This is a genomic window from Rhodococcus sp. ENV425 (genome assembly GCF_002887785.1).
In the GTDB taxonomy this organism is placed as follows: domain Bacteria; phylum Actinomycetota; class Actinomycetes; order Mycobacteriales; family Mycobacteriaceae; genus Rhodococcus; species Rhodococcus aetherivorans.
Map to the genome: position 1 here is coordinate 1 of NZ_PCZU01000031.1, position 21,859 is coordinate 21,859.

At 70.5% G+C, this 21,859-nt stretch carries 23 protein-coding genes; 13 read left to right on the forward strand and 10 right to left on the reverse strand.

Going from position 1 to position 21,859, the window contains the following annotated elements; all coding sequences use genetic code 11:
- From CQZ88_RS01720 to glp, 4 genes are all read right to left on the reverse strand, one after another.
- Window positions 1–1,228, reverse strand: a 1,228-nt coding sequence (locus tag CQZ88_RS01720; RefSeq protein WP_102799153.1) for a DEAD/DEAH box helicase, incomplete at its 3' end; no start/stop codon positions are given.
- 175 nt (window positions 1,229–1,403) lie between these two features.
- Entirely contained in the window at window positions 1,404–1,850 is a 447-nt protein-coding gene (locus tag CQZ88_RS01725) for a molybdenum cofactor biosynthesis protein MoaE (RefSeq protein ID WP_102799154.1), read from the reverse strand.
- Complete coding sequence (gene moaCB, locus CQZ88_RS01730) at window positions 1,843–2,889, reverse strand: bifunctional molybdenum cofactor biosynthesis protein MoaC/MoaB (protein ID WP_102799155.1); 1,047 nt, start codon at window positions 2,887–2,889, stop codon at window positions 1,843–1,845. Before moaCB ends, CQZ88_RS01725 begins: the two co-directional genes overlap by 8 nt.
- Window positions 2,886–4,073: a gephyrin-like molybdotransferase Glp gene (gene glp / locus CQZ88_RS01735; RefSeq protein ID WP_374703801.1), complete on the reverse strand. Its 1,188-nt coding sequence runs from the start codon at window positions 4,071–4,073 to the stop codon at window positions 2,886–2,888. Before glp ends, moaCB begins: the two co-directional genes overlap by 4 nt.
- A gap of 162 nt (window positions 4,074–4,235) precedes the next feature.
- On the opposite strand from glp, the gene moaA reads away from it, so the two are divergent.
- Window positions 4,236–5,297: a GTP 3',8-cyclase MoaA gene (gene moaA / locus CQZ88_RS01740; RefSeq protein ID WP_006940571.1), complete on the forward strand. Its 1,062-nt coding sequence runs from the start codon at window positions 4,236–4,238 to the stop codon at window positions 5,295–5,297.
- Window positions 5,290–5,550 carry a MoaD/ThiS family protein gene (locus CQZ88_RS01745; protein ID WP_006940570.1) on the forward strand — a complete coding sequence of 87 codons (261 nt, stop codon included), beginning with the start codon at window positions 5,290–5,292 and terminating at the stop codon, window positions 5,548–5,550. The genes moaA and CQZ88_RS01745 overlap by 8 nt, the downstream gene beginning before the upstream one ends.
- Before the next feature lie 60 nt (window positions 5,551–5,610).
- Here CQZ88_RS01745 and nadE read toward each other — a convergent pair whose 3' ends face one another.
- Entirely contained in the window at window positions 5,611–6,450 is an 840-nt protein-coding gene (nadE, locus tag CQZ88_RS01750; protein WP_006940569.1) for an ammonia-dependent NAD(+) synthetase, read from the reverse strand.
- Window positions 6,451–6,525: 75 nt separating this feature from the next.
- Here nadE and CQZ88_RS01755 point away from each other — a divergent pair, with 75 nt between their 5' ends.
- Together CQZ88_RS01755 and CQZ88_RS01760 are read left to right on the forward strand one after the other, a co-directional pair.
- Complete coding sequence (locus tag CQZ88_RS01755) at window positions 6,526–7,299, forward strand: fructosamine kinase family protein (RefSeq protein WP_043798877.1); 774 nt, start codon at window positions 6,526–6,528, stop codon at window positions 7,297–7,299.
- Window positions 7,296–7,844 carry a nucleosidase gene (locus CQZ88_RS01760; RefSeq protein ID WP_006940567.1) on the forward strand — a complete coding sequence of 183 codons (549 nt, stop codon included), beginning with the start codon at window positions 7,296–7,298 and terminating at the stop codon, window positions 7,842–7,844. Before CQZ88_RS01755 ends, CQZ88_RS01760 begins: the two co-directional genes overlap by 4 nt.
- A gap of 15 nt (window positions 7,845–7,859) precedes the next feature.
- On the opposite strand, the gene CQZ88_RS01765 is transcribed toward CQZ88_RS01760, so the two are convergent.
- Window positions 7,860–8,651 (reverse strand): META domain-containing protein, encoded by a 792-nt coding sequence (locus tag CQZ88_RS01765; protein ID WP_102799158.1) that lies wholly within the window; start codon window positions 8,649–8,651, stop codon window positions 7,860–7,862.
- A gap of 5 nt (window positions 8,652–8,656) precedes the next feature.
- The gene (locus CQZ88_RS01770; protein WP_006940565.1) at window positions 8,657–9,286 is read right to left on the reverse strand and encodes a TetR/AcrR family transcriptional regulator; all 630 of its coding nucleotides are present in this window, start codon (window positions 9,284–9,286) and stop codon (window positions 8,657–8,659) included.
- A gap of 88 nt (window positions 9,287–9,374) precedes the next feature.
- On the opposite strand from CQZ88_RS01770, the gene CQZ88_RS01775 reads away from it, so the two are divergent.
- From CQZ88_RS01775 to nrdF, 8 genes are all read left to right on the forward strand, one after another.
- Window positions 9,375–9,935, forward strand: a complete 561-nt coding sequence (locus CQZ88_RS01775; protein WP_006940564.1) for an NAD(P)H-dependent oxidoreductase — start codon at window positions 9,375–9,377, stop codon at window positions 9,933–9,935.
- 140 nt (window positions 9,936–10,075) lie between these two features.
- The gene (locus CQZ88_RS01780) at window positions 10,076–10,624 is read left to right on the forward strand and encodes a 2Fe-2S iron-sulfur cluster-binding protein (RefSeq protein WP_006940562.1); all 549 of its coding nucleotides are present in this window, start codon (window positions 10,076–10,078) and stop codon (window positions 10,622–10,624) included.
- Window positions 10,621–11,610, forward strand: a complete 990-nt coding sequence (locus tag CQZ88_RS01785; protein ID WP_006940561.1) for a xanthine dehydrogenase family protein subunit M — start codon at window positions 10,621–10,623, stop codon at window positions 11,608–11,610. Before CQZ88_RS01780 ends, CQZ88_RS01785 begins: the two co-directional genes overlap by 4 nt.
- Window positions 11,607–13,718 carry a xanthine dehydrogenase family protein molybdopterin-binding subunit gene (locus CQZ88_RS01790; RefSeq protein WP_006940558.1) on the forward strand — a complete coding sequence of 704 codons (2,112 nt, stop codon included), beginning with the start codon at window positions 11,607–11,609 and terminating at the stop codon, window positions 13,716–13,718. The genes CQZ88_RS01785 and CQZ88_RS01790 overlap by 4 nt, the downstream gene beginning before the upstream one ends.
- A 197-nt stretch (window positions 13,719–13,915) precedes the next feature.
- Window positions 13,916–14,146, forward strand: coding sequence for a redoxin NrdH (locus tag CQZ88_RS01795; protein ID WP_006940556.1), 231 nt, complete (start codon window positions 13,916–13,918; stop codon window positions 14,144–14,146).
- Window positions 14,147–14,215: 69 nt separating this feature from the next.
- Window positions 14,216–14,644 carry a class Ib ribonucleoside-diphosphate reductase assembly flavoprotein NrdI gene (gene nrdI / locus CQZ88_RS01800; protein WP_006940545.1) on the forward strand — a complete coding sequence of 143 codons (429 nt, stop codon included), beginning with the start codon at window positions 14,216–14,218 and terminating at the stop codon, window positions 14,642–14,644.
- Between the two features lie 184 nt (window positions 14,645–14,828).
- Window positions 14,829–16,910: a class 1b ribonucleoside-diphosphate reductase subunit alpha gene (gene nrdE, locus CQZ88_RS01805; RefSeq protein ID WP_206530652.1), complete on the forward strand. Its 2,082-nt coding sequence runs from the start codon at window positions 14,829–14,831 to the stop codon at window positions 16,908–16,910.
- A gap of 44 nt (window positions 16,911–16,954) precedes the next feature.
- Window positions 16,955–17,962, forward strand: a complete 1,008-nt coding sequence (gene nrdF, locus CQZ88_RS01810; RefSeq protein WP_006940539.1) for a class 1b ribonucleoside-diphosphate reductase subunit beta — start codon at window positions 16,955–16,957, stop codon at window positions 17,960–17,962.
- A gap of 95 nt (window positions 17,963–18,057) precedes the next feature.
- Here the strand turns inward: nrdF and CQZ88_RS01815 are convergent, their stop codons facing one another.
- From CQZ88_RS01815 to CQZ88_RS01825, 3 genes are read right to left on the reverse strand one after another with little or no spacing between them, the layout of a single operon-like run.
- The gene (locus CQZ88_RS01815; RefSeq protein WP_006940537.1) at window positions 18,058–18,534 is read right to left on the reverse strand and encodes an NUDIX domain-containing protein; all 477 of its coding nucleotides are present in this window, start codon (window positions 18,532–18,534) and stop codon (window positions 18,058–18,060) included.
- 29 nt (window positions 18,535–18,563) lie between these two features.
- Window positions 18,564–19,625: an ABC transporter substrate-binding protein gene (locus CQZ88_RS01820; protein WP_006940535.1), complete on the reverse strand. Its 1,062-nt coding sequence runs from the start codon at window positions 19,623–19,625 to the stop codon at window positions 18,564–18,566.
- A 31-nt stretch (window positions 19,626–19,656) separates the two neighbouring features.
- Entirely contained in the window at window positions 19,657–20,649 is a 993-nt protein-coding gene (locus CQZ88_RS01825; protein WP_102799157.1) for an ABC transporter substrate-binding protein, read from the reverse strand.
- Between the two features lie 259 nt (window positions 20,650–20,908).
- Between CQZ88_RS01825 and CQZ88_RS01830 the strand changes: the two genes are divergently transcribed.
- Window positions 20,909–21,859 (forward strand): cbb3-type cytochrome c oxidase subunit I (locus CQZ88_RS01830; RefSeq protein WP_180986922.1); only part of this gene is annotated, 951 nt, incomplete at its 3' end.

Below are 21,859 nucleotides of genomic sequence, written 5' to 3' on the forward strand. Positions count from 1 at the left end.
CCGGCCGTCGCGATCCACCGCCGGACGGGGCCGGTGCGGCCTGCTTGACCGACGGGCTCACGTGCGGGGCGATCTCGCCGACCAGGTCCAGCACGTGCTCCGACTTCGCCGTCACCCGCACCGGAGTGACCTTGATCGCGGCCTTGCGCATGATGACGGCCAGATCCTTGCGCTGCTCGGGCAGCACCACGGTCACGACGTCGCCGGTGCTCCCGGCGCGGGCCGTACGGCCCGAACGGTGCAGGTACGCCTTGTGCTCGGCCGGCGGGTCGACGTGCACCACCAGTTCCACGTCGTCGACGTGGACGCCGCGGGCCGCGACGTCGGTGGCCACGAGCACACGCGCCTCACCGGAGGAGAACGCCGCGAGGTTGCGGTCGCGCGCGTTCTGCGACAGGTTGCCGTGCAGATCGACCGCCGGGATGCCGGACTCGGTGAGCTGACGGGCGAGCTTGCGGGCCTGATGCTTGGTGCGCATGAACAGGATTCGCCGGCCCGTACCGGACGCCAGGGTCCGCACGAGGTCCTTCTTCGTGTCGGCGTTGTCGACGTCGAACACGTGATGGGTCATCGCCGCCACCGGGGAGTGCGCCTCGTCGACCGAGTGCAGCACCTCGTTGCGCAGGAACCGCTTGACGAGCTTGTCGACGCCGTTGTCCAGCGTGGCCGAGAACAGCAGGCGCTGACCGTCCTTGGGGGTCGCGTTCATGATGCGCGTCACGCCGGGCAGGAAGCCGAGATCGGCCATGTGGTCCGCCTCGTCGAGCACGGTGATCTCCACCGCGTCGAGCGTGACGAACTTCTGCCGCATCAGGTCCTCGAGGCGGCCCGGGCAGGCGATCACGATGTCCACGCCGCGGCGCAGCGCGTCGACCTGCCGGTTCTGCGACACTCCGCCGAAGATGGTGGTCACCCGCAGCCCGGCGACCCGCGCGAGGGGCTCGACGACCGCGGCGATCTGCGTGGCCAGCTCGCGGGTGGGAGCCAGCACCAGCCCACGCGGGCGGCCGGCCTCGCGGGTGGCGCGGCCGGCCAGGCGCGCGGCGAGCGGAATGGAGAACGCCAGCGTCTTGCCACTGCCCGTGCGGCCCCGGCCGAGCACGTCACGGCCGGCCAGCGTGTCGGGCAGCGTGTCGACCTGGATCGGGAACGGGCTCGTGATGCCGCTGTCGCCCAGGGATGCCACCAGGGTCCGGGGGACGCCGAGGTCGGAGAAGGAAACGGTCATAGGTACAGAACTGCCTTTCGATGCAGCGTGCACGCACCCCGAGACGATCTCGGAGGGCGCAGTGGATCGCCGCAAGGAAAGCCGATGCCGGTATTGCATGCGGAACCGGGCACGATCCCGGCCCGCCGGTATCCCACGACGGTGAGCATCGTCGTGATGCCCGAACTACCGCAGCCTACCCCACGCCGGGATGCTCGTCGGCGCACGCGTCGAGGCCGACCCACTCGGACAGACCGTCCTCGAATCGCTGCCGCTTCCAGATGGGGACCTCGCGTTTGATGCGTTCGACCAGTTCGGCGCACACAGCGAAGGCTTCGGCCCGGTGCGGTGCCGCCACCGCCGCCACCAGCGCGAGATCGCCGATGGTGAGATCGCCCACTCTGTGGACCGCGGCGACCGGCAGTCCCGACTCCGCCGCCACCTGTTCGCAACAGCGACGCAGGAATCGCTCCGCCTCGGGGTGCGCCCGGTACTCGAGCGCGCTCACCGCGCGCCCGCCGTCGTGGTTGCGCACCACCCCGCTGAACAGCACCACCGCCCCGTGCTGGGGGCCGGCGACCGCGGCGTCCATCGACGCCGGGTCGAGCGGCTCGGCCGAGATCCGTGCCAGCAGCTCATTCATGCGCGCCTCCTCCGGCGACCTGGGCCAGCAGGTGGCCGAGAATCGGCTCGAGCACCGCCAGCCCGTCCTTCACGCCACCCGGTGAGCCGGGCAGATTGACCACCACCGTGCGGCCCACCAGCCCGGCCACGCCGCGTGACAGCGAGGCGTGCGGGGTGGCCTGCAGGCCGCGCAGGCGGATGGCCTCGGCGACCCCCGGCAGCTCGCGGTCCAGCAGCGCCAGCGTCGCCTCCGGGGTCGCGTCCGTGGGGGAGGCGCCGGTCCCGCCGGTGGAGATCACCAGGGCCGGGTCGCCGGCGAGCGCGTCCTCGAGGCCCCACGCGATGTCCGCGTCGGCATACACCAGAGGACCCCGCACCGTGAAGCCGCGCGCCTCGAGAAAGTCCGCGATCAGCGGGCCCGTCCTGTCCTCCCGCGTACCGGCAGCCACACCCGTGGACGCGACGAGCACCGTCGCCGGCACGCCGGCCTGCTCCAGGATGTCGTCCTCGTCCGGCGTGACGGTCTCGTCCTCCGCCGGTGCGGCGCTCTCCGCCTCGTCGCGCTGCCAGTGCCCGCGCTTGCCGCCCTCCTTCGAGACCAACCGCACTCCGTTCAGCACCGCGGCGGGGTCGACGGCCTTGACCATGTCGTGCAACGTCAGCCCGGCCACCGCGACGGCGGTGAGGGCCTCCATCTCGACGCCTGTGGGGCCCTTCGTCTTTGCCGTCGCCTCGATCGTGATCGCGGTGTCGGTGAACCCGAAGGTGACCTTCACCGACGACAGCGCCAACTGGTGGCACAGCGGAATCAGCTCCCACGTGCGCTTGGCCGCCGCGATCCCGGCGATCCGCGCGGTGGCGAGCACGTCCGCCTTGGGCATGTCGTCGGCCCGCACCAGCGACACCACCTCCGCGGTGGTGACGAGTTCGCCGGCGGCGACCGCGACGCGGGCGGTGTCGGCCTTGCCGGACACGTCGACCATGCGGGCGCGGCCCCGGTCGTCGAGGTGACTCAGGGCCCCGCCGTCGGGCGGGGTGAGGTCGTGCGGTTCGGTCATAGCGGTAGTACCTTCACGAGTTCTCCGGGTTCGAGGTCCGAGGTGTCGGCGGGGATGTCGAGCAGTACGTCCGCGGTGGCCATCGCGGCGATCAGGTGGGACCCGGCGCCGGGAATCGCCACCACGGCGCCGCCGTCGCGGCGAGCGCGCAGGAACTGGCGCTTGCCCGGCACGGAGCTGAGACCTGTTGACAGAGGCCGGGTCTCGGGCTCGACGGCGGGCAGCCCCGCGGCGGCCCGCAGTACCGGCCGGGCGAACACCTCGAACGAGACCAGCGCGCTGACCGGATTGCCGGGGAAGGTCAGCACCGGCACGGAATCCACCAGTGCCGTGCCCTGCGGACCGCCCGGCTGCATCGCCACCGACACGAATTCGGCCCCTCGCGGGCCGAGCACGTCCTTGACGACCTCGAAGTCGCCCTTCGACACCCCGCCCGAGGTGAACACCACCTCGGCGACGGCGGCGGCGCGAGCGAGTTTCGCCGCGAACACCTCCGCATCGTCGCCGCTGCGATCCACCGAGACCACCAGCGCCCCGTTGGCGGCCGCGCTGGCGGCCAGGGCCGGCCCGTTCGAGTCGTGGATCTTGCCCGGGGCGAGAACGCTTCCTCCGGGCACCAGTTCGCTGCCGGTCGAGATCACCGCCACGCGCGGCCGAGTCCGGACGGACACGTGGGTCAGGCCGACGGCGGCGAGCGCCGCGACGTGCCGGGCCGCGACGACGGTGCCCGCGGGCAGCAGCGTGCGACCGCGGTGGATGTCGCTGCCGCGCTCGCGCACGTATGCCCCCGGTTCGGGCAGCCTGCACACCGTGACCCGGAGTCCCCGCCCCTCGGCCGCGGTGTCCTCGACCGGCACGGTGTCCTCGACCGGCACGGTGTCCTCGACGGGAACGACGGCGTCGGCACCGGTGGGCAGTGGCGCGCCGGTCATGATCTTGGTGGCGGTCCCGGGCACGTGCGCGACGACCCCGTCGCCGGCCGCGAGGACGGCACGCACGGGCAGGGCCGCGGGCGCCGCGGTGAGCGAGGCCGTGTCGACCGCGTAGCCGTCCATCTGCGAATTGCGGAAGGTGGGGAGGTCGATCGGAGCGACGACGTCCTCGGCCAGCACCCGGCCGAGCGCTTCGAGCAGCGGCACCGGTTCGGTACCGCGGATCAGCAACGGGGAGAGCAACGTCGCCACGTGTCGCGCATGCTCCTCCACCGACCGCCTGCCGCCCGCCATGGGCCAATCCTAGGCACATCGCTCGCGGCGCCGTGCGTCCTCGTCCGGGTCGTGGTTTCTGCTCCTCCCGCACGACGGGGCCCGCGACGGCATACTGAGGGTCATGAGGACGGAGGCCCGATGACCGCGGTGCACGTGGGGATCCCGGCGGTGCGCCCTGCCGCTGTCGACGACGTCTCCGACCGGCCCGACACTCCCGAACTGCTGGACCGGTTCGGGCGTGTCGCGCGCGACCTGCGGGTGTCGATCACCGAGAAGTGCTCGCTGCGCTGCACGTACTGCATGCCCGAGGAGGGGCTGCCGGCGATCCCGCGCGAGCGGCTGCTCAGCGCCGACGAGATCGTGCGGCTCGTGGCCGTCGCGGTGCACCGGCTCGGGGTCCGGGAGGTGCGCTTCACCGGCGGGGAGCCGCTCATGCGGCGGGACCTCGAGCAGATCGTCGCCGGGTGTGCGCGCGCCGTCCCCGGCATCCCGCTGGCGGTGACGACCAACGCGGTGGGACTCGCCCATCGTGCCCGGGCGCTGGCGGAGGCGGGCCTGACCCGGGTCAACATCTCCCTGGACTCGGTCGACCGCGCGCGGTTCGCCCGGCTGACCCGGCGCGATCGGCTGGATTCGGTGCTCGACGGGATCCGCGCGGCCAAGGCGGCCGGGTTCGCGCCGGTGAAGGTCAACGCGGTGCTCATGCCGCAGACCCTCGACGGGGCCGCGGACCTGCTGGCCTGGTGCCTCGACGAGGGCGTGCAGCTGCGGTTCATCGAGCAGATGCCGCTCGACGCCGACCACGAGTGGGCCCGGGCGAACATGGTGCCCGCGCAGCGGCTGCTCGACGTGCTCTCCGCCCGCTTCGCCCTCACCGAGGTCGGCCGCGAGGACCCGTCGGCGCCGGCCGAACGCTGGGCGGTCGACGGCGGGCCCGCGACGGTCGGCATCATCGCGTCGGTGACCCGGTCGTTCTGCTCGGACTGCGACCGCACCCGCCTGACGTCGGAGGGCACCGTGCGCTCGTGCCTGTTCAGCGACCGGGAGACCGACCTGCGGGCGGCGCTGCGCGGCGGCGCGAACGACGACGAGCTCGCCGCGCTGTGGCGTGGTGCAATGTGGAACAAGTGGGCCGGACACGGCATCGACGCGGCGGACTTCACCCCGCCGCAGCGCAGCATGGGAGCTATCGGTGGGTGAGACCGTGACGGGCATCGAGGTGCGGTATTTCGCGGCGGCGGCGGACGCGGCCGGAGTGGAGAAGGAGACGGTGGCGCTGGCGCCGTCGGTGGATCTGGGCACCCTCAAGACCGCCCTGATCGACCGTCACGGCGCCGAGATGGCGCGGGTGTTGTCGGTGGCCGCGTTCCTCATCGACTCCGAACTCACCCGCGACCTCGGACGCGCCGCCGGACCTACGGTCGACGTCCTCCCGCCGTTCGCCGGCGGCTGACGGGATCAGGCCCGGCCGCCGGGCTGAGCGGATCGGCCCGGCCGCCGGGCGGGGTGGCTGTCAGCGCCACCAGGTGTCGAACGGCGACACCGGCACCGTCCGCTTGTGCCGGGTGTTCAGGAACGTCCGCTCGAGCTTCTCGGCCAGCTCCGGGGTGACGTCCTTGCCCTCGAGGTAGTCGTCGATCTCCGCGTAGGTCATACCCAGGGCCACCTCGTCCGGAAGGGCCGGCCGGTCCTCCTCGAGATCCGCGGTCGGCACCTTCTGCCAGGTGCTGTCGGGAGCCCCGAGTTCGCGCAGCAGCGCTGCGCCCTGCCGCTTCGTCAGGCCGGCGAGCGGGGTCAGGTCCACCCCGCCGTCGCCGTGCTTGGTGAAGAACCCGGTCACCGCCTCGGCGGCGTGGTCCGTCCCGACCACCAGGTAGCCGAGCTCGCCGGCGATCGCGTACTGCAGGATCATCCGCTCGCGGGCCTTGATGTTGCCCCGCACGAAGTCGCTCAGCTGCGATCCGTTGCCGTAGATCTCGTGCATGGCCTGCCCGACCTCGGCGGCCGAGGCGTCGGCACCGGGCTTGACGTTGATCCGCAACGAGCGGTCGGGACCGATGAACTCCAGCGCGACCTGCGCGTCGTGCTCGTCGGCCTGCTCGCCGTAGGGCAGCCGCACCGCGACGAACTCGGCCTCGCGGCCCTCGGCCCGCAGTTCCTCCGCCGCGAGCTGGGCGAGCCGGCCGGCGAGGGTGCTGTCCTGACCGCCGCTGATGCCGAGAACGAACCCCTTGGCGGGGGTCGACACGACGTAGTCCTTCAGGAACTGCACGCGGGACCGGACCTCCGCCCGGGGGTCGATCGTCGGCCGGACGCCGAGTTCCTCGATGATCTGCTCGCGAAGGTTCGCCATATTCCGAACCCTAGCGGGACGCCCGACGGTCTGCTCGGGTGACATGCGCGGCGCGCCGCGGGCACACTCGTGGCGATGAGCAGCGACGTCTTCCGCAAGCACCGGGCCGGGGCTCACCCCGACTTCTTCCGCGCCGAGGCCGCCGGGCTGGCCTGGCTCGCGGACGCCGGCATGCCCGTTGCCGGTGTCCGCGACGTCGGGGTGGACCACATCGACCTCGAGCGGTTGACCGAGGCGGCCCCCACCGCCGCGGCGGCTCGGGAGTTCGGCGCTCGCCTGGCGCGTATGCACGCCGCGGGCGCCGCCGGATTCGGTTGCGCACCGGACGGATTCGACGGCCAGCTGTTCATCGGCAAGCGGCCGATGAGTAGCACGGTCCACGCGAGCTGGGGCGAGTTCTACGTGGTGGAACGGGTCGAGCCGTTCCTGCGGATCGCGGTGGACGCCGGCAGCGTCACCGCCGCGCAGCTGCCCGACGTCGAGCGGGCCTGCGCGCGCGTCGCCGCCGGGGAGTTCGACGACGGTGCACCCCCCGCCCGCCTGCACGGCGACCTGTGGAACGGCAACGTGCTGTGGACCGCCGCGGGGGTGGTGCTGATCGACCCGGCGGCGCACGGCGGTCATCGCGAGACGGACCTGGCGATGCTGGCACTGTTCGGCTGCCCCCGGCTCGACGAGATCGTCGCGGCCTACGACGCCACGTGCCCGCTGCGGGCCGGATGGCGCGAGCGCGTGCCGATGCACCAGCTGCATCCGCTGGCGGTGCACGCGGCGGGCTACGGTGCGGGGTACGGGCGGGCGCTGCACCGGGCGGCGCTCGCGACCCTCGCGCTGGGAGAGAAAAGTTGACCGAGATCCTCGTCGTCGCCGCCACGAAGTCCGAGGCAGCGCACGTGCCGGCGCACTACGAGACGGTGATCACCGGCATCGGCAAGGTGCACGCGGCCGTCGCGGTGACCGAGGCGCTGGCGCGGCACCGGCGCGGGACCCCGCCGGTGGTGGTCAACATCGGGACCGCCGGGGCGCTACACCTGCACCACGGCGGCCTCTACGTCCCCTCGGCGGTGATCAATCACGACATCAGCAGCGAGGTGCTGCGCAGCCTCGGCTACCCGGTCGAGGACGTGCTCGAACTCGACGACGGGGACGGGACGGTGCTCGCCACGGGCGATTCCTTCGTCTCGGACGCGCAGGTGCGTGACGCGCTCGCCGCCCGCGCCGACCTCGTCGACATGGAGGGCTTCGCGGTCGCGCTCGCCGCATCCCGCATGGGCGCGCAGTGCCGGCTCGTCAAGCACGTGAGCGACCACGCCGACGAGACCGCCCTGGACTGGCCGGCCAAGGTCGATGCCAGTGCCCGCGCACTCGCGCAGTGGCTGGTCGAGCGGTACTGAGCCGAAGCCGGCTCGTCAGCGGGCGGTGTATCCGAGGCCGGTGACACCGTCGGCGGCGGTCAGCCGCATCGCCGCACCCTCGACCGTGTACCGCACCTCGCCGGACAGCACTCCCAGGACGGCCGACTCGATCCGCGCGAGCTCCGGGTCGGGGCACGCCGCGCGGGTGGTGGCCAGCGGCCCGAACGTGACCACGGTGTCTCCGACGGTCGCGGTACCGGTGAACCGGTTGCAGCCGGTGCTGCCCGAGACCGTGCCGTCGCCGGCGACGGTCAGGGTGGGCGCGGCGTCCTCGAGGGCGCGGGAGATCGACACCGCGTCGGCCGTGACGAGTTCGGTGAGCACCCAGTGCGTGTCCACGACGGGACGGTCGGGGTCGGCGACCGTGCGGTCGAGCAGTGAGACGGACACGTCCCCGCCGTCGAGGGTGAGTACGTCGCCGTCGAGACGCCAGCGCGGTTCCGACGCCAGCAGATCGGACAGCCAGGTGTCGGCGCGGTCGAGCGGCGGCGGGCACGACATGAGAGTGCTGCCGAGCCGATCGGCGCGCAGCACGCCGTCACCGAGTTCCACCGACCCGAACGAACGGTTGCAGCCGGCGGTGGCGGCGATCCGGCCCGCATCGGGGAACTCCACGACCAGTGGGCCGCCGCCGGGAATCTGCGGGCCCGACACGGCGGTGGAGACGAACGCCCGCCCCACGAGCACGGCCGGGTCCTGGGGCGGGGCGGCGGCGCCGTCGCCCGCGCAGGCGGCCGTCGTCGCGGCCAGCGCGAGGAGAATCGAGAGCCCGAGAGTCCGCCGCATGCCGGTCACGGTACCGCCCGCCCGGCGGCGGGCGGCGCCGTGACGACGCGGCGGGCCAGGTCCGCCCACCCGTCGGCGAGCCGGTCGAGCGAGAACCCCAGATCGCGCCACTGATGCAGGACCAGGGTGGCCTCGAGCGGGGCGAACAGGGCCTGGGCCAGCAGCGGGAGGTCGCCGTCGACACCCGCAGCGCGAAGCAGGACCTCGATGTGGGTCAGGCTGACGGCCCGTGCCGGGGCATTGAACCGTGCCTCGGCGGAACTCTCCGCGGCGCGGAGCACCTCGCCCTGCACCTCCACGAGACGGATGCGGGCACGACCGAACGCGACGAGCCGGTCGACGGGATCGGCGCCGGGTCCGAGCGGCGGGGGACCGGTGAGGAACTGCTGCTGCAGGGCCTGTTCGGAATGGTCGAGCAGGGCGCGCATGAGTCCCGCACGGGAGCCGAAGCGGCGGAAGACGGTGCCCTTGCCGACCCCGGCGCGCGCGGCGACGGCGTCCATCGTGACCGCGTCGACGCCGCGTTCGGCGACGAGGAGCGAGGCCGCCTCGAGGAGCCGGCGCCGGTTGCGGGCCGCGTCGCACCGTTCGACGCCCTCGTCCCCGACCAGCGGCAGCAGCGGAATGTTCACCACGTCACAGTACCGCCCGGGAATGGAAGTGGACCGCGGTCCGTTTAGAGTGGAGTCAGACCCGGACACCCGAACCGAAGGAAACACCCCCATGTCCCAGACCCGCGTTCTCGCTCTCGTCGGCAGCCTGCGCTCCGCCTCCGTCAACCGCCGCCTCGCCGAGACCGCGGCCGCCGTCGCGCCGCAGGGCGTCGAGGTCTCCGTGTACGAAGGCCTCGGCGAGGTGCCCTTCTACAACGAGGACCTCGACGGCGAGACCGGCGCGCCCGTCGCCGCCGGGGCGCTGCGCGTCGCGGCGAGCGAGGCCGACGCCCTCCTGCTCGTCACCCCCGAGTACAACGGCACCATCCCCGCCGTGCTCAAGAACGCCATCGACTGGCTCTCCCGCCCGTACGGCGCCGGCGCCCTGGCCGGCAAGCCCGTCGCCGTCATCAGCGCCTCGCCCAGCGGCAACGGCGCGAAGTGGGCGCTCGAGGAGACCGTCAAGGCGCTCGGCATCGCCGGCAGCCGGACGGGCCTGCAGCTGTCCATCGGCGGCACCATCGACAAGTTCGGCGACGCCCACCCCAAGGAGAACGCCGAGGTCGCCGAGCAGATCTCCGCGCTGCTCGCCCAGCTCGCCGACGCCCGCCGGGAACTCGTCGACGCCTGAGCCGGCCGCACACCGAACGGCCCCGGACCACGCCAGGTCCGGGGCCGTCACCGTCCGTACCCCATTCGCGCCCGCAGCCGTGATTGCCGGGGCATGCTGCGGGGAATACCTCGCCAGTCCCCACCGCGACGGAGGAGCCCATGGCGCACGAGAGCGACAGTCCCGGCGAACACGAGCACACGATCACCCTGCGCGTCGACGGCCGTGAGCGCCGCTGCACCGTCGACGTGCGCACCACGCTCCTCGATGCCCTGCGCGACCGGCTCGGGATCTACTCCCCGAAGAAGGGCTGCGACCACGGCCAGTGCGGCGCGTGCACGGTCCTGCTCGACTCCCGGCGCATCGTGAGCTGCCTGTCGCTCGCGGTCGCCCACGACGGCGCCGACGTCGTCACCGCCGCCGGCATCGCGGACGACGGTCCCTCGCACCTGCCCCAGGCGTTCGTCGAATGCGACGCCTTCCAGTGCGGCTACTGCACACCGGGCCAGATCTGCTCCGCCGTCGGGATGTTCGACGAGGCCGCCAAGGGTTCCCCGAGCCACGTCACCGCGGACCTCACACAGGACCCGGAACTGACCGACGACGAGATCCGCGAACGCATGAGCGGAAACCTGTGCCGCTGCGCGGCCTACCCCAACATCGTCGAAGCGCTCCGCCACGTCGCGCGCGGGGAGGGGCACTGCTCGTGAAGACGTTCCGCTACGAGACGCCTGCCGATCCCGCCGCCGCGGTCGCCGCGGTCGCCGGCCACCCGGGTGCCGCCTTCCTCGCCGGCGGCACGAACCTGGTGGACCACCTCAAGCTCGGCGTCACCGCGCCCGACGTCCTCGTCGACGTCTCCCGCCTGTCGCTCGACATCGTGGAGGAGACCGCCGAAGGCGGGCTGCGCGTCGGCGCCAACGTGCGCAACAGCGACCTGGCCGCCCACCCGATCGTCCGCCGCCGGTACCCGGTCCTGGCCCGGGCCCTGCTGGCCGGCGCCTCCCCGCAGCTGCGCAACATGGCCACCACCGCCGGCAATCTGCTCCAGCGGACCCGCTGCGTGTACTTCCGGGACCCGTCGACCCCGTGCAACAAGCGCACCCCGGGCAGCGGCTGCACCGCGATCGGTGGCTACACCCGCTACCACGCCATCCTCGGCGCCTCCGAACAGTGCGTCGCCACCCACCCGTCGGATATGGCGGTGGCGCTGCTCGCGCTCGACGCCCAGGTGACGGTGCTCGGATCGCAGGGGGAGCGGTGCATCCCCGTCGAGCAGCTCTACCGGCTTCCCGGCGAAAGCCCCGAGTACGACACGGTGCTCGAGCGCGACGAGCTGATCCTGGACGTCGAGATCCCGGCGCCCGAAGGCGCCGTCTCGACGTACCGCAAGGTGCGCGACCGGGCGTCGTACGCGTTCGCGCTCGTCTCGGTGGCGGCGGACCTGACGGTCGCCGACGGCGTCGTCACCGGATGCCGCATCGCCCTCGGCGGCGTCGCGCACCGGCCGTGGCGCGCCCATCGCGCCGAGCACGTCCTGCTGGGGAGCGCCCCCGGTGACCGCGTCTTCGCTGCGGCCGCCGACGCGGAACTCGCCGATGCCCGGCCCCTCGACGGCAACGAGTTCAAGGTGCCGCTGCTGCGCCGCACCCTCGTCTCGGTACTGCGTGAACTCACCTCGGAGGCAGTCGCATGACTCACTCGGCCCAGCGCCCGATCGGCACGTCGACGCCGCGGGTGGACGGCCCGCGGAAGGTGGCCGGAACCGCGCCCTACGCGTACGAGCATCCGGTCGACGACCCGGCCTACCTCGTCCCGGTCACGGCAACCGTGGCGCGGGGAACGGTGACCCGCATCGAGACCGCGGAGGCGGAGGCCCTGCCCGGCGTGCTCGTCGTTCTCACCCCGTGGAGTGCCCCCCGCCTGGCGGACACCTCGGAGGCCGAGTACGCGGTCCTGCAGAGCCCGGACGTCGCCTTCCGGGGGCAGATCGTCGCCGCCGTGGTCGCCGAGACGCCCGAGATCGCGCGACACGCAAGCGAACTGGTCCGGGTGGAGTACGGGTCCGCGCCGCACGACGTCGCGTTCCGGCACGACCACCCGCGCAGCTATGCCCCGGAACAGGCCAACGGCGGATATCCGACCGACACGGAACAGGGCGATGCCGCAGCGGCCGAGGCCGCGGAGCGCGAGGGCGTCGTGGTCGACGGCTGGTATTCCACCCCGGAGGAGCACAACAACCCCCTCGAACCGCACACGGTCGTGGCCGAGTGGTCCGGCGAGTCGTTGACGTTGTACGACTCCACGCAGAGCGCCCACGGCGTCGTCTCCACGCTGGCTCCCGTGCTCGGTCTGCGCCCCCAGCAGATGCGGGTGATCAGTCCCTACGTCGGGGGTGGTTTCGGGTCCAAGGGGGCGCCGCACGCGCACGACGTCGTGGCGGCGATGGCGGCGCGCCTGCTGCCCGGCCGGGCGGTCAAGTTCGCCGTGTCCCGGCAGGACATGTTCGGGTACGTCGGCTACCGGCCGCCCACCGTCTCGCACGTCCGCCTCGTCGCGAGCCGGGAAGGGCGTCTCGAAGCCATGGTGCACGAGGCCTTCTCGCAGTCCTCGCACGTGCGCGAGTACGCGGAGCAGACGGCGGTGCCGTCGCGGGGGATGTACGCCTCGCCGTATCGGCGCACCTCGCACCGCATCGTCGCGCTCGACGTGCCCGCGCCCTACTGGATGCGTGCGCCGGGGGAGGCCCCCGGGATGTTCGCCGGCGAGGTCGCGATGGACGAGCTGGCGGTGGCGTGCGGCATGGACCCGATCGAACTGCGGGTCCGCAACGACCCGCCCGCCGATCCCGAGTCCGGCCGGCCCTGGTCCTCGCGCCGGCTGGTGGAGTGCCTGCGGGAGGGGAGCCGCAGTTTCGGCTGGGACGCCGCCGACCGCACGCCTGGCACCCGCCGCGACGGCCGGTGGCTCGTGGGGACCGGAGTGGCCGCGGCGAGCTACCCGCACCTGGTCAACCCCGGCACCGAGGTCGCGGTCCGGCACGAGGGCGACGGGCGCTTCACCGTCCGCACCGGCGCCGCGGACATCGGGACCGGAGCATGGACCACGCTCACCCTCGTCGCGGCCGACGCGCTCGGCTGCCGGCCCGAGGACATCCATCTCGAGATCGGTGACTCGGCCCTGCCGAACGCCACCGTCGCCGGCGGATCCTCCGGTACCTCGTCGTGGGGCACGGCGATCGTCGCCGCGGCCCACGCGTTCCGCAAGCGGCACGGGGATCGACCGGAGCCGGGTGCCGAGGCATCGGCGACGGCCGAGGAGAATCCCGCGCTCGAGCACTACCGCATCCAGTCGTTCGGCGCGCATTTCGCCGAGGTGCGGGTGGATGTCGACACGGGCGAGATCCGGGTGCCGAGGATGCTCGGCGTGTTCTCCGTGGGCCGGGTGGTCAACCCCCGCACCGCCCGTTCGCAGCTGATCGGCGGGATGTGCTTCGGCATCTCCATGGCCCTGCACGAGGAGAGCATCCGCGATCCCCGCACCGGCCACGTGGTCAACCACGACCTTGCGGAGTACCACATCCCCACCAATGCCGACGTCGGCGACGTGGACGCGACCTGGCTCGACGAGGACGACCTGCACGCCACACCGATGGGGTCGCGCGGGGTCGGGGAGATCGGCATCGTCGGCAGCGCCGCGGCGGTCGTCAATGCCCTCCGGCACGCCACCGGGGCGCGGGTGCGCCGGCTTCCGGTGCACCTCGAGGACGTGCTCCCGTACCTGCCCGACAGCCCCGCGCGGTGAGTAACGACCTGGGAATATCACGGCTGTAACTCACAACATCTCGCGTTCTATGAATCTGTCGGCCACTAGGTGTAGTGTCTAGAGCGCTGGAAGGCTTGATCGTTTCCGGTCCCTCGGGGAAGCGGGATCGTGCTGGTACGACGGGCCTCGAGGCACTGCTGTGCAGTCAGTCGTCAGGTTGTCGAAAAGGGGAAACCATGAACATCACCGTCTACACCAAGCCTGCCTGCGTTCAGTGCAATGCCACCTACCGTGCCCTCGACAAGGCCGGTATCGAGTACGCCGTCGTCGACATCTCGGAGAACCCGGAAGCGCGGGACTTCGTGATGGCCCTCGGTTACCTGCAGGCCCCCGTGGTGGTCGCCGGTGACGAGCACTGGTCCGGCTTCCGCCCGGACCGGATCAAGGCCCTCGCCGTCGCCGCCTGACCCGTCGCGCGCCGACCCACCGCCCCTGCGGCCGGTCGCCGGACCCGAGCGAAGTGATGTGAGACATCCATGACCTCGTTGGTGTATTTCTCGAGCACATCGGAGAACACGCACCGATTCGTCCGGCGACTGGGGTTGCCGGCCACCCGGATTCCGCTGCACGACCGTGACGGCACCTTCGAGGTGCACGAGCCGTACGTGCTGATCCTGCCGACCTACGGCGGCGGCACCACCGCGACCGGCCGGGACACGAACTTCGTGCCCAAGCAGGTCATCCGGTTCCTCAACAATCCGCGCAACCGTGCGCTGATTCGCGGGGTCATCGCCGCCGGCAACACCAACTTCGGCGAATCCTATTGTTACGCCGGGGATGTGGTCTCCCAGAAGTGCAAGGTCCCGTACCTCTACCGGTTCGAACTGATGGGTACCGCCGAGGACGTCGAGCGCGTCCGCGAGGGCCTGGCACAGTTCTGGGCGCAGGCGTTGCAGTCGGCGTAACCGCGACCTCACCCACACTCGTCCACTCCATCAACGCTGCGTCACCGTCGGGGATACGGGTGCGCGGCGAACCCGTCTACTCACAGTGGGAGCAAGCACCGTGACCGTCACCGATGCCGCGCCGGCAGCGAGCGCCAAGATCGACGAATCCCTCAAGGGACTCGACTACCACGCGCTCAACGCGATGTTGAACCTCTACGGGCCCAACGGCGAGATCCAGTTCGACAAGGACGTCGCCGCCGCGCGCCAGTACTTCCTGCAGCACGTCAACCAGAACACGGTGTTCTTCCACAACCTCGAGGAGAAGCTCGACTACCTCGTGGAGGAGAACTACTACGAGCCCGAGGTGCTCGAGCAGTACTCCCGCCCGTTCGTCAAGCAGCTCTTCGAGCACGCCTACTCGAAGAAGTTCCGCTTCCCGACGTTCCTGGGTGCGTTCAAGTACTACACCTCGTACACGCTCAAGACGTTCGACGGCAAGCGCTACCTGGAGCGGTTCGAGGACCGCGTCTGCATGGTCGCGCTGACCCTGGCCGCCGGCGACGAGCAGCTCGCGACCCACCTCGTCGACGAGATCATCTCCGGCCGGTTCCAGCCCGCGACCCCGACGTTCCTCAACTCCGGCAAGAAGCAGCGCGGCGAGCCCGTCTCCTGCTTCCTGCTGCGCATCGAGGACAACATGGAGTCCATCGGCCGCTCGATCAACTCGGCACTGCAGCTGTCCAAGCGCGGAGGCGGGGTTGCGTTGCTGCTGAGCAACATCCGAGAGCACGGGGCGCCGATCAAGCAGATCGAGAACCAGTCCTCCGGCGTCATCCCGATCATGAAGCTGCTCGAGGACTCCTTCTCCTACGCCAACCAGCTCGGGGCCCGCCAGGGCGCCGGCGCGGTGTATCTGCACGCCCACCACCCCGACATCTACCGCTTCCTCGACACCAAGCGCGAGAACGCGGACGAGAAGATCCGCATCAAGACCCTCTCGCTGGGCATCGTCATCCCCGACATCACGTTCGAGCTGGCGAAGCGCAACGAGGACATGTACCTGTTCTCGCCGTACGACGTCGAGCGCATCTACGGTGTGCCGTTCGCCGACATCGACGTCACCGAGAAGTACTACGAGATGGTCGACGACAAGCGCATCCGCAAGTCGAAGATCAAGGCGCGCGAGTTCTTCCAGACGGTTGCGGAACTGCAGTTCGAGTCCGGCTACCCGTACATCATGTTCGAGGACACCGTCAACCGGGCCAATCCCATTCAGGGCAAGATCACCCACTCGAACCTGTGCTCGGAGATCCTGCAGGTCTCCACGCCGTCGACGTTCAACGAGGACCTGTCCTACAGCCATGTGGGCAAGGACATCTCGTGCAATCTCGGCTCGCTGAACATCGCCAAGGCGATGGACTCGCCGGACTTCGCGCACACCATCGAGGTGGCGATCCGGGCGCTGACCGCCGTGTCGGACCAGACCCACATCTACTCGGTGCCGTCGATCGAGCAGGGCAACAACGACTCCCACGCGATCGGCCTCGGGCAGATGAACCTGCACGGCTACCTCGCCCGTGAGCGCATCTTCTACGGCTCCGAAGAGGGCGTCGACTTCACGAACATCTACTTCTACACCGTGCTGTTCCACGCGCTGCGCGCGTCGAACCGGCTCGCCATCGAGCGGGGCACGTACTTCAAGGGCTTCCCCGAGTCGAAGTATGCCTCGGGCGAGTTCTTCGACAAGTACACCGACCAGGTGTGGGAGCCGGCCACCGCCCGCGTGCGGCAGCTCTTCGCCGACGCCGACGTGGCGATTCCCACGCAGGACGACTGGCGTGCGCTGAAGGCGTCGGTCCAGGAGCACGGCATCTACAACCAGAACCTGCAGGCCGTGCCGCCGACCGGGTCGATCTCGTACATCAACAACTCCACCAGTTCCATCCACCCGGTGGCGTCGAAGATCGAGATCCGCAAGGAGGGCAAGATCGGCCGCGTCTACTACCCCGCTCCCTACCTGACCAACGACAACCTGGAGTACTTCCAGGACGCGTACGAGATCGGGTACGAGAAGATCATCGACACGTACGCGGCGGCCACCCAGCACGTCGACCAGGGCCTGTCGCTGACGTTGTTCTTCAAGGACACCGTCACCACCCGCGACGTGAACAAGGCGCAGATCTACGCCTGGCGCAAGGGAATCAAGACGCTGTACTACATCCGGCTGCGGCAGATGGCGCTCGAGGGCACCGAGGTCGAGGGCTGCGTCTCCTGCATGCTGTGACGAATCTTGCCGGTACACATCAAAACTCAGGTAGGGAAAGACAGATGACCTCCGCACCCCGCGCGCACTCGCCGGCCGACGGCGCCCACGTCAAACTGATCGACCGCGTCTCGGCGATCAACTGGAACCGCGTTCCGGACGAGAAGGACTCGGAGGTGTGGGACCGCCTCACCGGCAACTTCTGGTTGCCGGAGAAGGTCCCGGTGTCCAACGACATCCCGTCGTGGGGCACGCTCACCGAGTACGAGCAGGAACTGACCATGCGCGTGTTCACCGGTCTGACCCTGCTCGACACGATCCAGGGCACCGTCGGCGCGGTGTCGCTGATCCCGGACGCGGTGACCCCGCACGAGGAGGCGGTGCTCACCAACATCGCGTTCATGGAGTCGGTGCACGCCAAGTCGTACTCGAGCATCTTCTCGACGCTGTGCTCCACCCGCCAGATCGACGACGCGTTCCGCTGGTCGGAGGAGAACGACAACCTGCAGCGCAAGGCGCAGATCGTCCTCGACTACTACCAGGGCGACAGCCCGCTCAAGCGCAAGGCTGCCTCGACGCTGCTCGAGTCGTTCCTGTTCTACTCGGGCTTCTACCTGCCGATGTACTGGTCGTCGCGGGCGAAGTTGACCAACACCGCGGACATGATCCGGCTGATCATCCGCGACGAGGCCGTGCACGGCTACTACATCGGCTACAAGTACCAGCGCGGCCTCGAGCAGATCACCCAGGCCGAGCGCGACGAGCTCAAGGACTGGGTCTTCGATCTGCTGTTCGAGCTGTACGACAACGAAACCCAGTACACCGCGGACCTCTACGACGAGGCCGGGCTCACCGAGGACGTCAAGAAGTTCCTGCGGTACAACGCCAACAAGGCCCTGATGAACCTCGGCTACGAGGCGCTGTTCCCCAAGGACGAGACCGACGTGAACCCGGCGATCCTGTCCGCGCTGTCCCCGAATGCCGACGAGAACCACGACTTCTTCTCCGGCTCGGGCAGCTCGTACGTGATCGGCAAGGCCGTCGTCACCGAGGACGAGGACTGGGACTTCTGACCCCACGGTCCACCTGTTGTGGCCGAATGTCACACGCGTTCGATCTGATCGAGCACGTGTGACATTCGGCCGTCAGGTGGGCGTCAGGCGCACCGTCAGGGGCGGCGGAACCACGCCTCCGGCACGTCCCGCAGCGCCTTCTCCAGGCGCAGCACCGACGTGGCGGTCATGTTCTGCGGCAACGAATCCGGCGCGAACCAGGCCACCTCGAGGTTCTCGTCGTCGGCGACGTGGGCCACGCCACCCGTCGGGCGCATCAGGAAGCACACGTCCAGGTACCGCGCGACGTCCCCGTTGGGATAGGTGATCGGAGCGGTCACGTCCACGCTCGTGAGCCGGACGATCTCGGCGTCGACGCCGGTCTCCTCCCGCACCTCGCGCACGGCCGCGACGGCGGGTTCCTCGCCGGGTTCCAGGATGCCCGAGACCACGGCCCACAGGCCGTTGTCCGCGCGACGGGTCAGCAGCACCCGTCCGTCGGGGTCGACGACGACGGCGCTGACGCCGGGCAGCCACAGCGGCGCGGGACCGACCTGTGCGCGCAGTTGCGCGACGAACTCCGGAATAGGCATGTCCCCGGGCGCCTTTCGACGAGGTCGACTCAGTTGGAATAGCCGTTGAGGGTGTTGCGCACATCCGTCAGGACGGCCTTCGCGGCCACCGGGCCGGGCGTGGACCACACCAGGTCGTCCACCGCGAACAGCCGGCTGTCGGTGACCGCCCCGAGCTCGAGCCACGCCTCGGAGTCCATTACCTCGCTGCCGTGCGCGACGCCGTCCTCGCCGGCGAAGCGGACGTAGATCAGGTCGCCCTCCGCGGCGGCCGGGTCGGCCTCGTCGAGCGGGGCGTCCGCGCGCCCGTCCTGCACACCGAACCGCTGTGCGGGCGGGCGCGCGGCGCCGGCGTCGGCGAGGACCTGTCCGGCGAACGAGGCGGTGCCCTCGACGACGGCGCCGTCGCCGTTGAACCGCACGATCGACGCCTGGGTCTGCGACGCGGTCACCGCCTTGCCGACGTCCGTCGCGGTCGCGCGGTAGTCGTCGAGCACGCGGCCGGCCGCTTGCGAGCGTCCGAGTGTTTCGCCGGCGCGGAGGAACTGCTGCCGCCAGAACACCGGGTCGGAGCCGACGAGCACCGTCGGCGCGACGGTGCCGAGCCGGCGGTAGAGCTCCGGGTCGGCGGACGAGCCGAGGATGAGGTCCGGCTCCACGCCGTCGATGAGCGCGACGTCGGGCGCCGATGTGGTGCCCACCGACGGCAGCGTCGCGATCCCCGTGCCCAGGTACTCGGCCCGGGCGACGTCGGTGGTCGTGCCGACCACCCGCTCCCACAGGCCCAGGGCGCACACCGCGTCCATCGCGGCGGCGTCGAGCACGACGATCCGCTGCGGGTCGGCGGGCACCTCGGAGACGCCGCCGGTGTGGATCACCGACCGGGTGCCGCCGGCGGGCTGCCCCGGGTCCGGGGGGCTGGGGAGCGCGCACGCGGTGGTCGTGTCGCGTTCGATCCCGACGACGGCCGCCCCGGCGATGCGGGTGGTGGTGCGCACGATGCTGCTCGCCGGATCGTCCGTCGCCTCCGCGCATCCCGCCAACCCGAGTGCCGCGACGGCGGCGAGGGCGACGGTGCACGTGACGGCGCGAGACCGGGACGCTGCGGGCATACGACCACTCCTGTCTAGGGGACGGTCCAGGTTAACTGGTGTGCGGATCGACCCCGAACGCCTCGGCGAGGTCGTCGAGGATCTCGTGCGCGCCCTGGATGGACACCGGCGTCATCCACAGGCTGTCGTCCACGTCCACCTTCCGGCCGCGCAGGTTCTGCCACAGCGGGTTGGAGAGGAACGGCTGCGCCGCCGCCTCGGACTTGCCCTCCCCGTCGCGGTACATGCTGACGAAGATCACATTCGCGTCCGCCTCGCCGATGAGTTCGGGGCTGATCGCGTTCATGATGCTGCTCGGATCGGCCGGGTCGGGTCCCTGGCTCGCGGGGCGGGCCAGGCCGGCGTCCTCGAGGACGATGCCGCTGAACGACGTGGTGCGGTAGAGGCGGGCGGTGGGCTCACCGGCGAAGCGGACCACCGAGACGGTGGGGTTGCCGGCTGTGGCGTTGATCTCGTCGCCGATGGCCTTCGCCCGGGCCTCGTAGTCGGCGATCTTCTGTTCGGCGAGGTCCTCCTTGCCGAGGGCCCGCGCGGCGAGACGGATGTTGTCCTTCCACGTCGGCCCGGTGCTCTCGGAGAAGACCGTGGGCGCGATGGCGGAGAGCTTGTCGTAGTTCTCGCCGTCGCGCACGTCGGCGGACAGGATCAGGTCGGGGTGCAGCGCGGCGATCTTCTCCAGGCTCGCGTCGGAGACCGCACCGACGGAGGTGGCCTCGGCGGCGAACTGCCGGCGGCTGTCACCGAGGTAGTCGGGCAGTCCCTCGGTGCGGTAGTCGACGTAGCCGACGAGGTCGGACTCGAGCAGCAGCGTCGCGTCCGCGTAGCTGGTGTCGAGCGCGACGACCCGCAGCGGCTGGGACTCGACGGTGGTCGTTCCGCGGAAGTGCTCGACGGTGCGTGGGAAGCCCGCGGTGGCGGGGGTCTGCTCGGCCGTCTCGCCGGAGGAACAGCCCGCGAGCAGCACGGCCGCGGTCAGGGACGCCGCCAGGGCGGCGATGCCGCGGCGCAGGGGGAGGGGATACACGGTGGACCTCGTCTCTCGGGATCGCAAACAGTTAGGGAACGCTTACCTTAGTGTGTGGGCGAAACCGTGTGCTCGGTGAGGTGTGCCACGGCCCCGGGTTGCGTGGGTCACAGACCCCCGCCGGTATGCTCGACCGCCGAGTACGACACTGAGTAGGACCCGGTGAGCGTGCGGTGGTCGCACCGTCTACGATTCGATCAGCGCAAGCCAGAGAACGTTCGTCTCGCACTGCGAGTCGAGCGCGCAATCAGGAGGATTAGTGACTGCCGTAGCGCCCCAGCCAGTCCCGGAGATAGCTGCAGCGAGGCCGTACCCGCCGCGGCAGGGACCCAAGGGCTCGTTCTTCTACAAGATGATCACGACCACGGATCCCAAGATGCTCGGGATCATGTACATGGTCACCTCGTTCGCGTTCTTCCTCATCGGTGGCGTGATGGCTCTGCTCATCCGCACCGAGCTCGCGGTCCCGGGTCTGCAGTTCCTGTCGAACGAGCAGTACAACCAGCTGTTCACCATGCACGGCACGATCATGCTGCTGATGTACGCGACCCCGGTCGTGTTCGCCTTCGCGAACTACATCCTGCCGCTGCAGATCGGCGCGCCCGACGTCGCGTTCCCGCGTCTGAACTCGTTCAGCTACTGGCTGTACCTGTTTGGCGCGACGATCGTGACCGCCGGCTTCATCACCCCCGGTGGTGCGGCCGACTTCGGCTGGACTGCCTACAGCCCGCTCACCAGTGAGCTGCACTCGCCCGGCGTCGGTGGTGACTTCTGGGTCCTCGGCCTCGGCGTGATGGGTCTGGGCACCATCCTCGGTGCGGTCAACTTCATCACCACCGTCGTGTGCCTGCGCGCCCCCGGCATGACGATGTTCCGGATGCCCATCTTCACCTGGAACATCCTCATCACCAGCGTGCTCATCCTCCTGGCGTTCCCGCTGCTGACCGCCGCGTTCTTCGGCCTCTTCGTCGATCGCCACCTGGGCGGGCACATCTTCGACCCCGCCAACGGCGGCGTCATGCTGTGGCAGCACCTGTTCTGGTTCTTCGGCCACCCCGAGGTGTACATCATCGCGCTGCCGTTCTTCGGCATCGTCTCGGAGATCTTCCCGGTCTTCTCCCGCAAGCCGATCTTCGGCTACACCGGCCTGGTCTACGCGACCCTGGCCATCGCGGCGCTCTCGATCGCGGTGTGGGCGCACCACATGTAC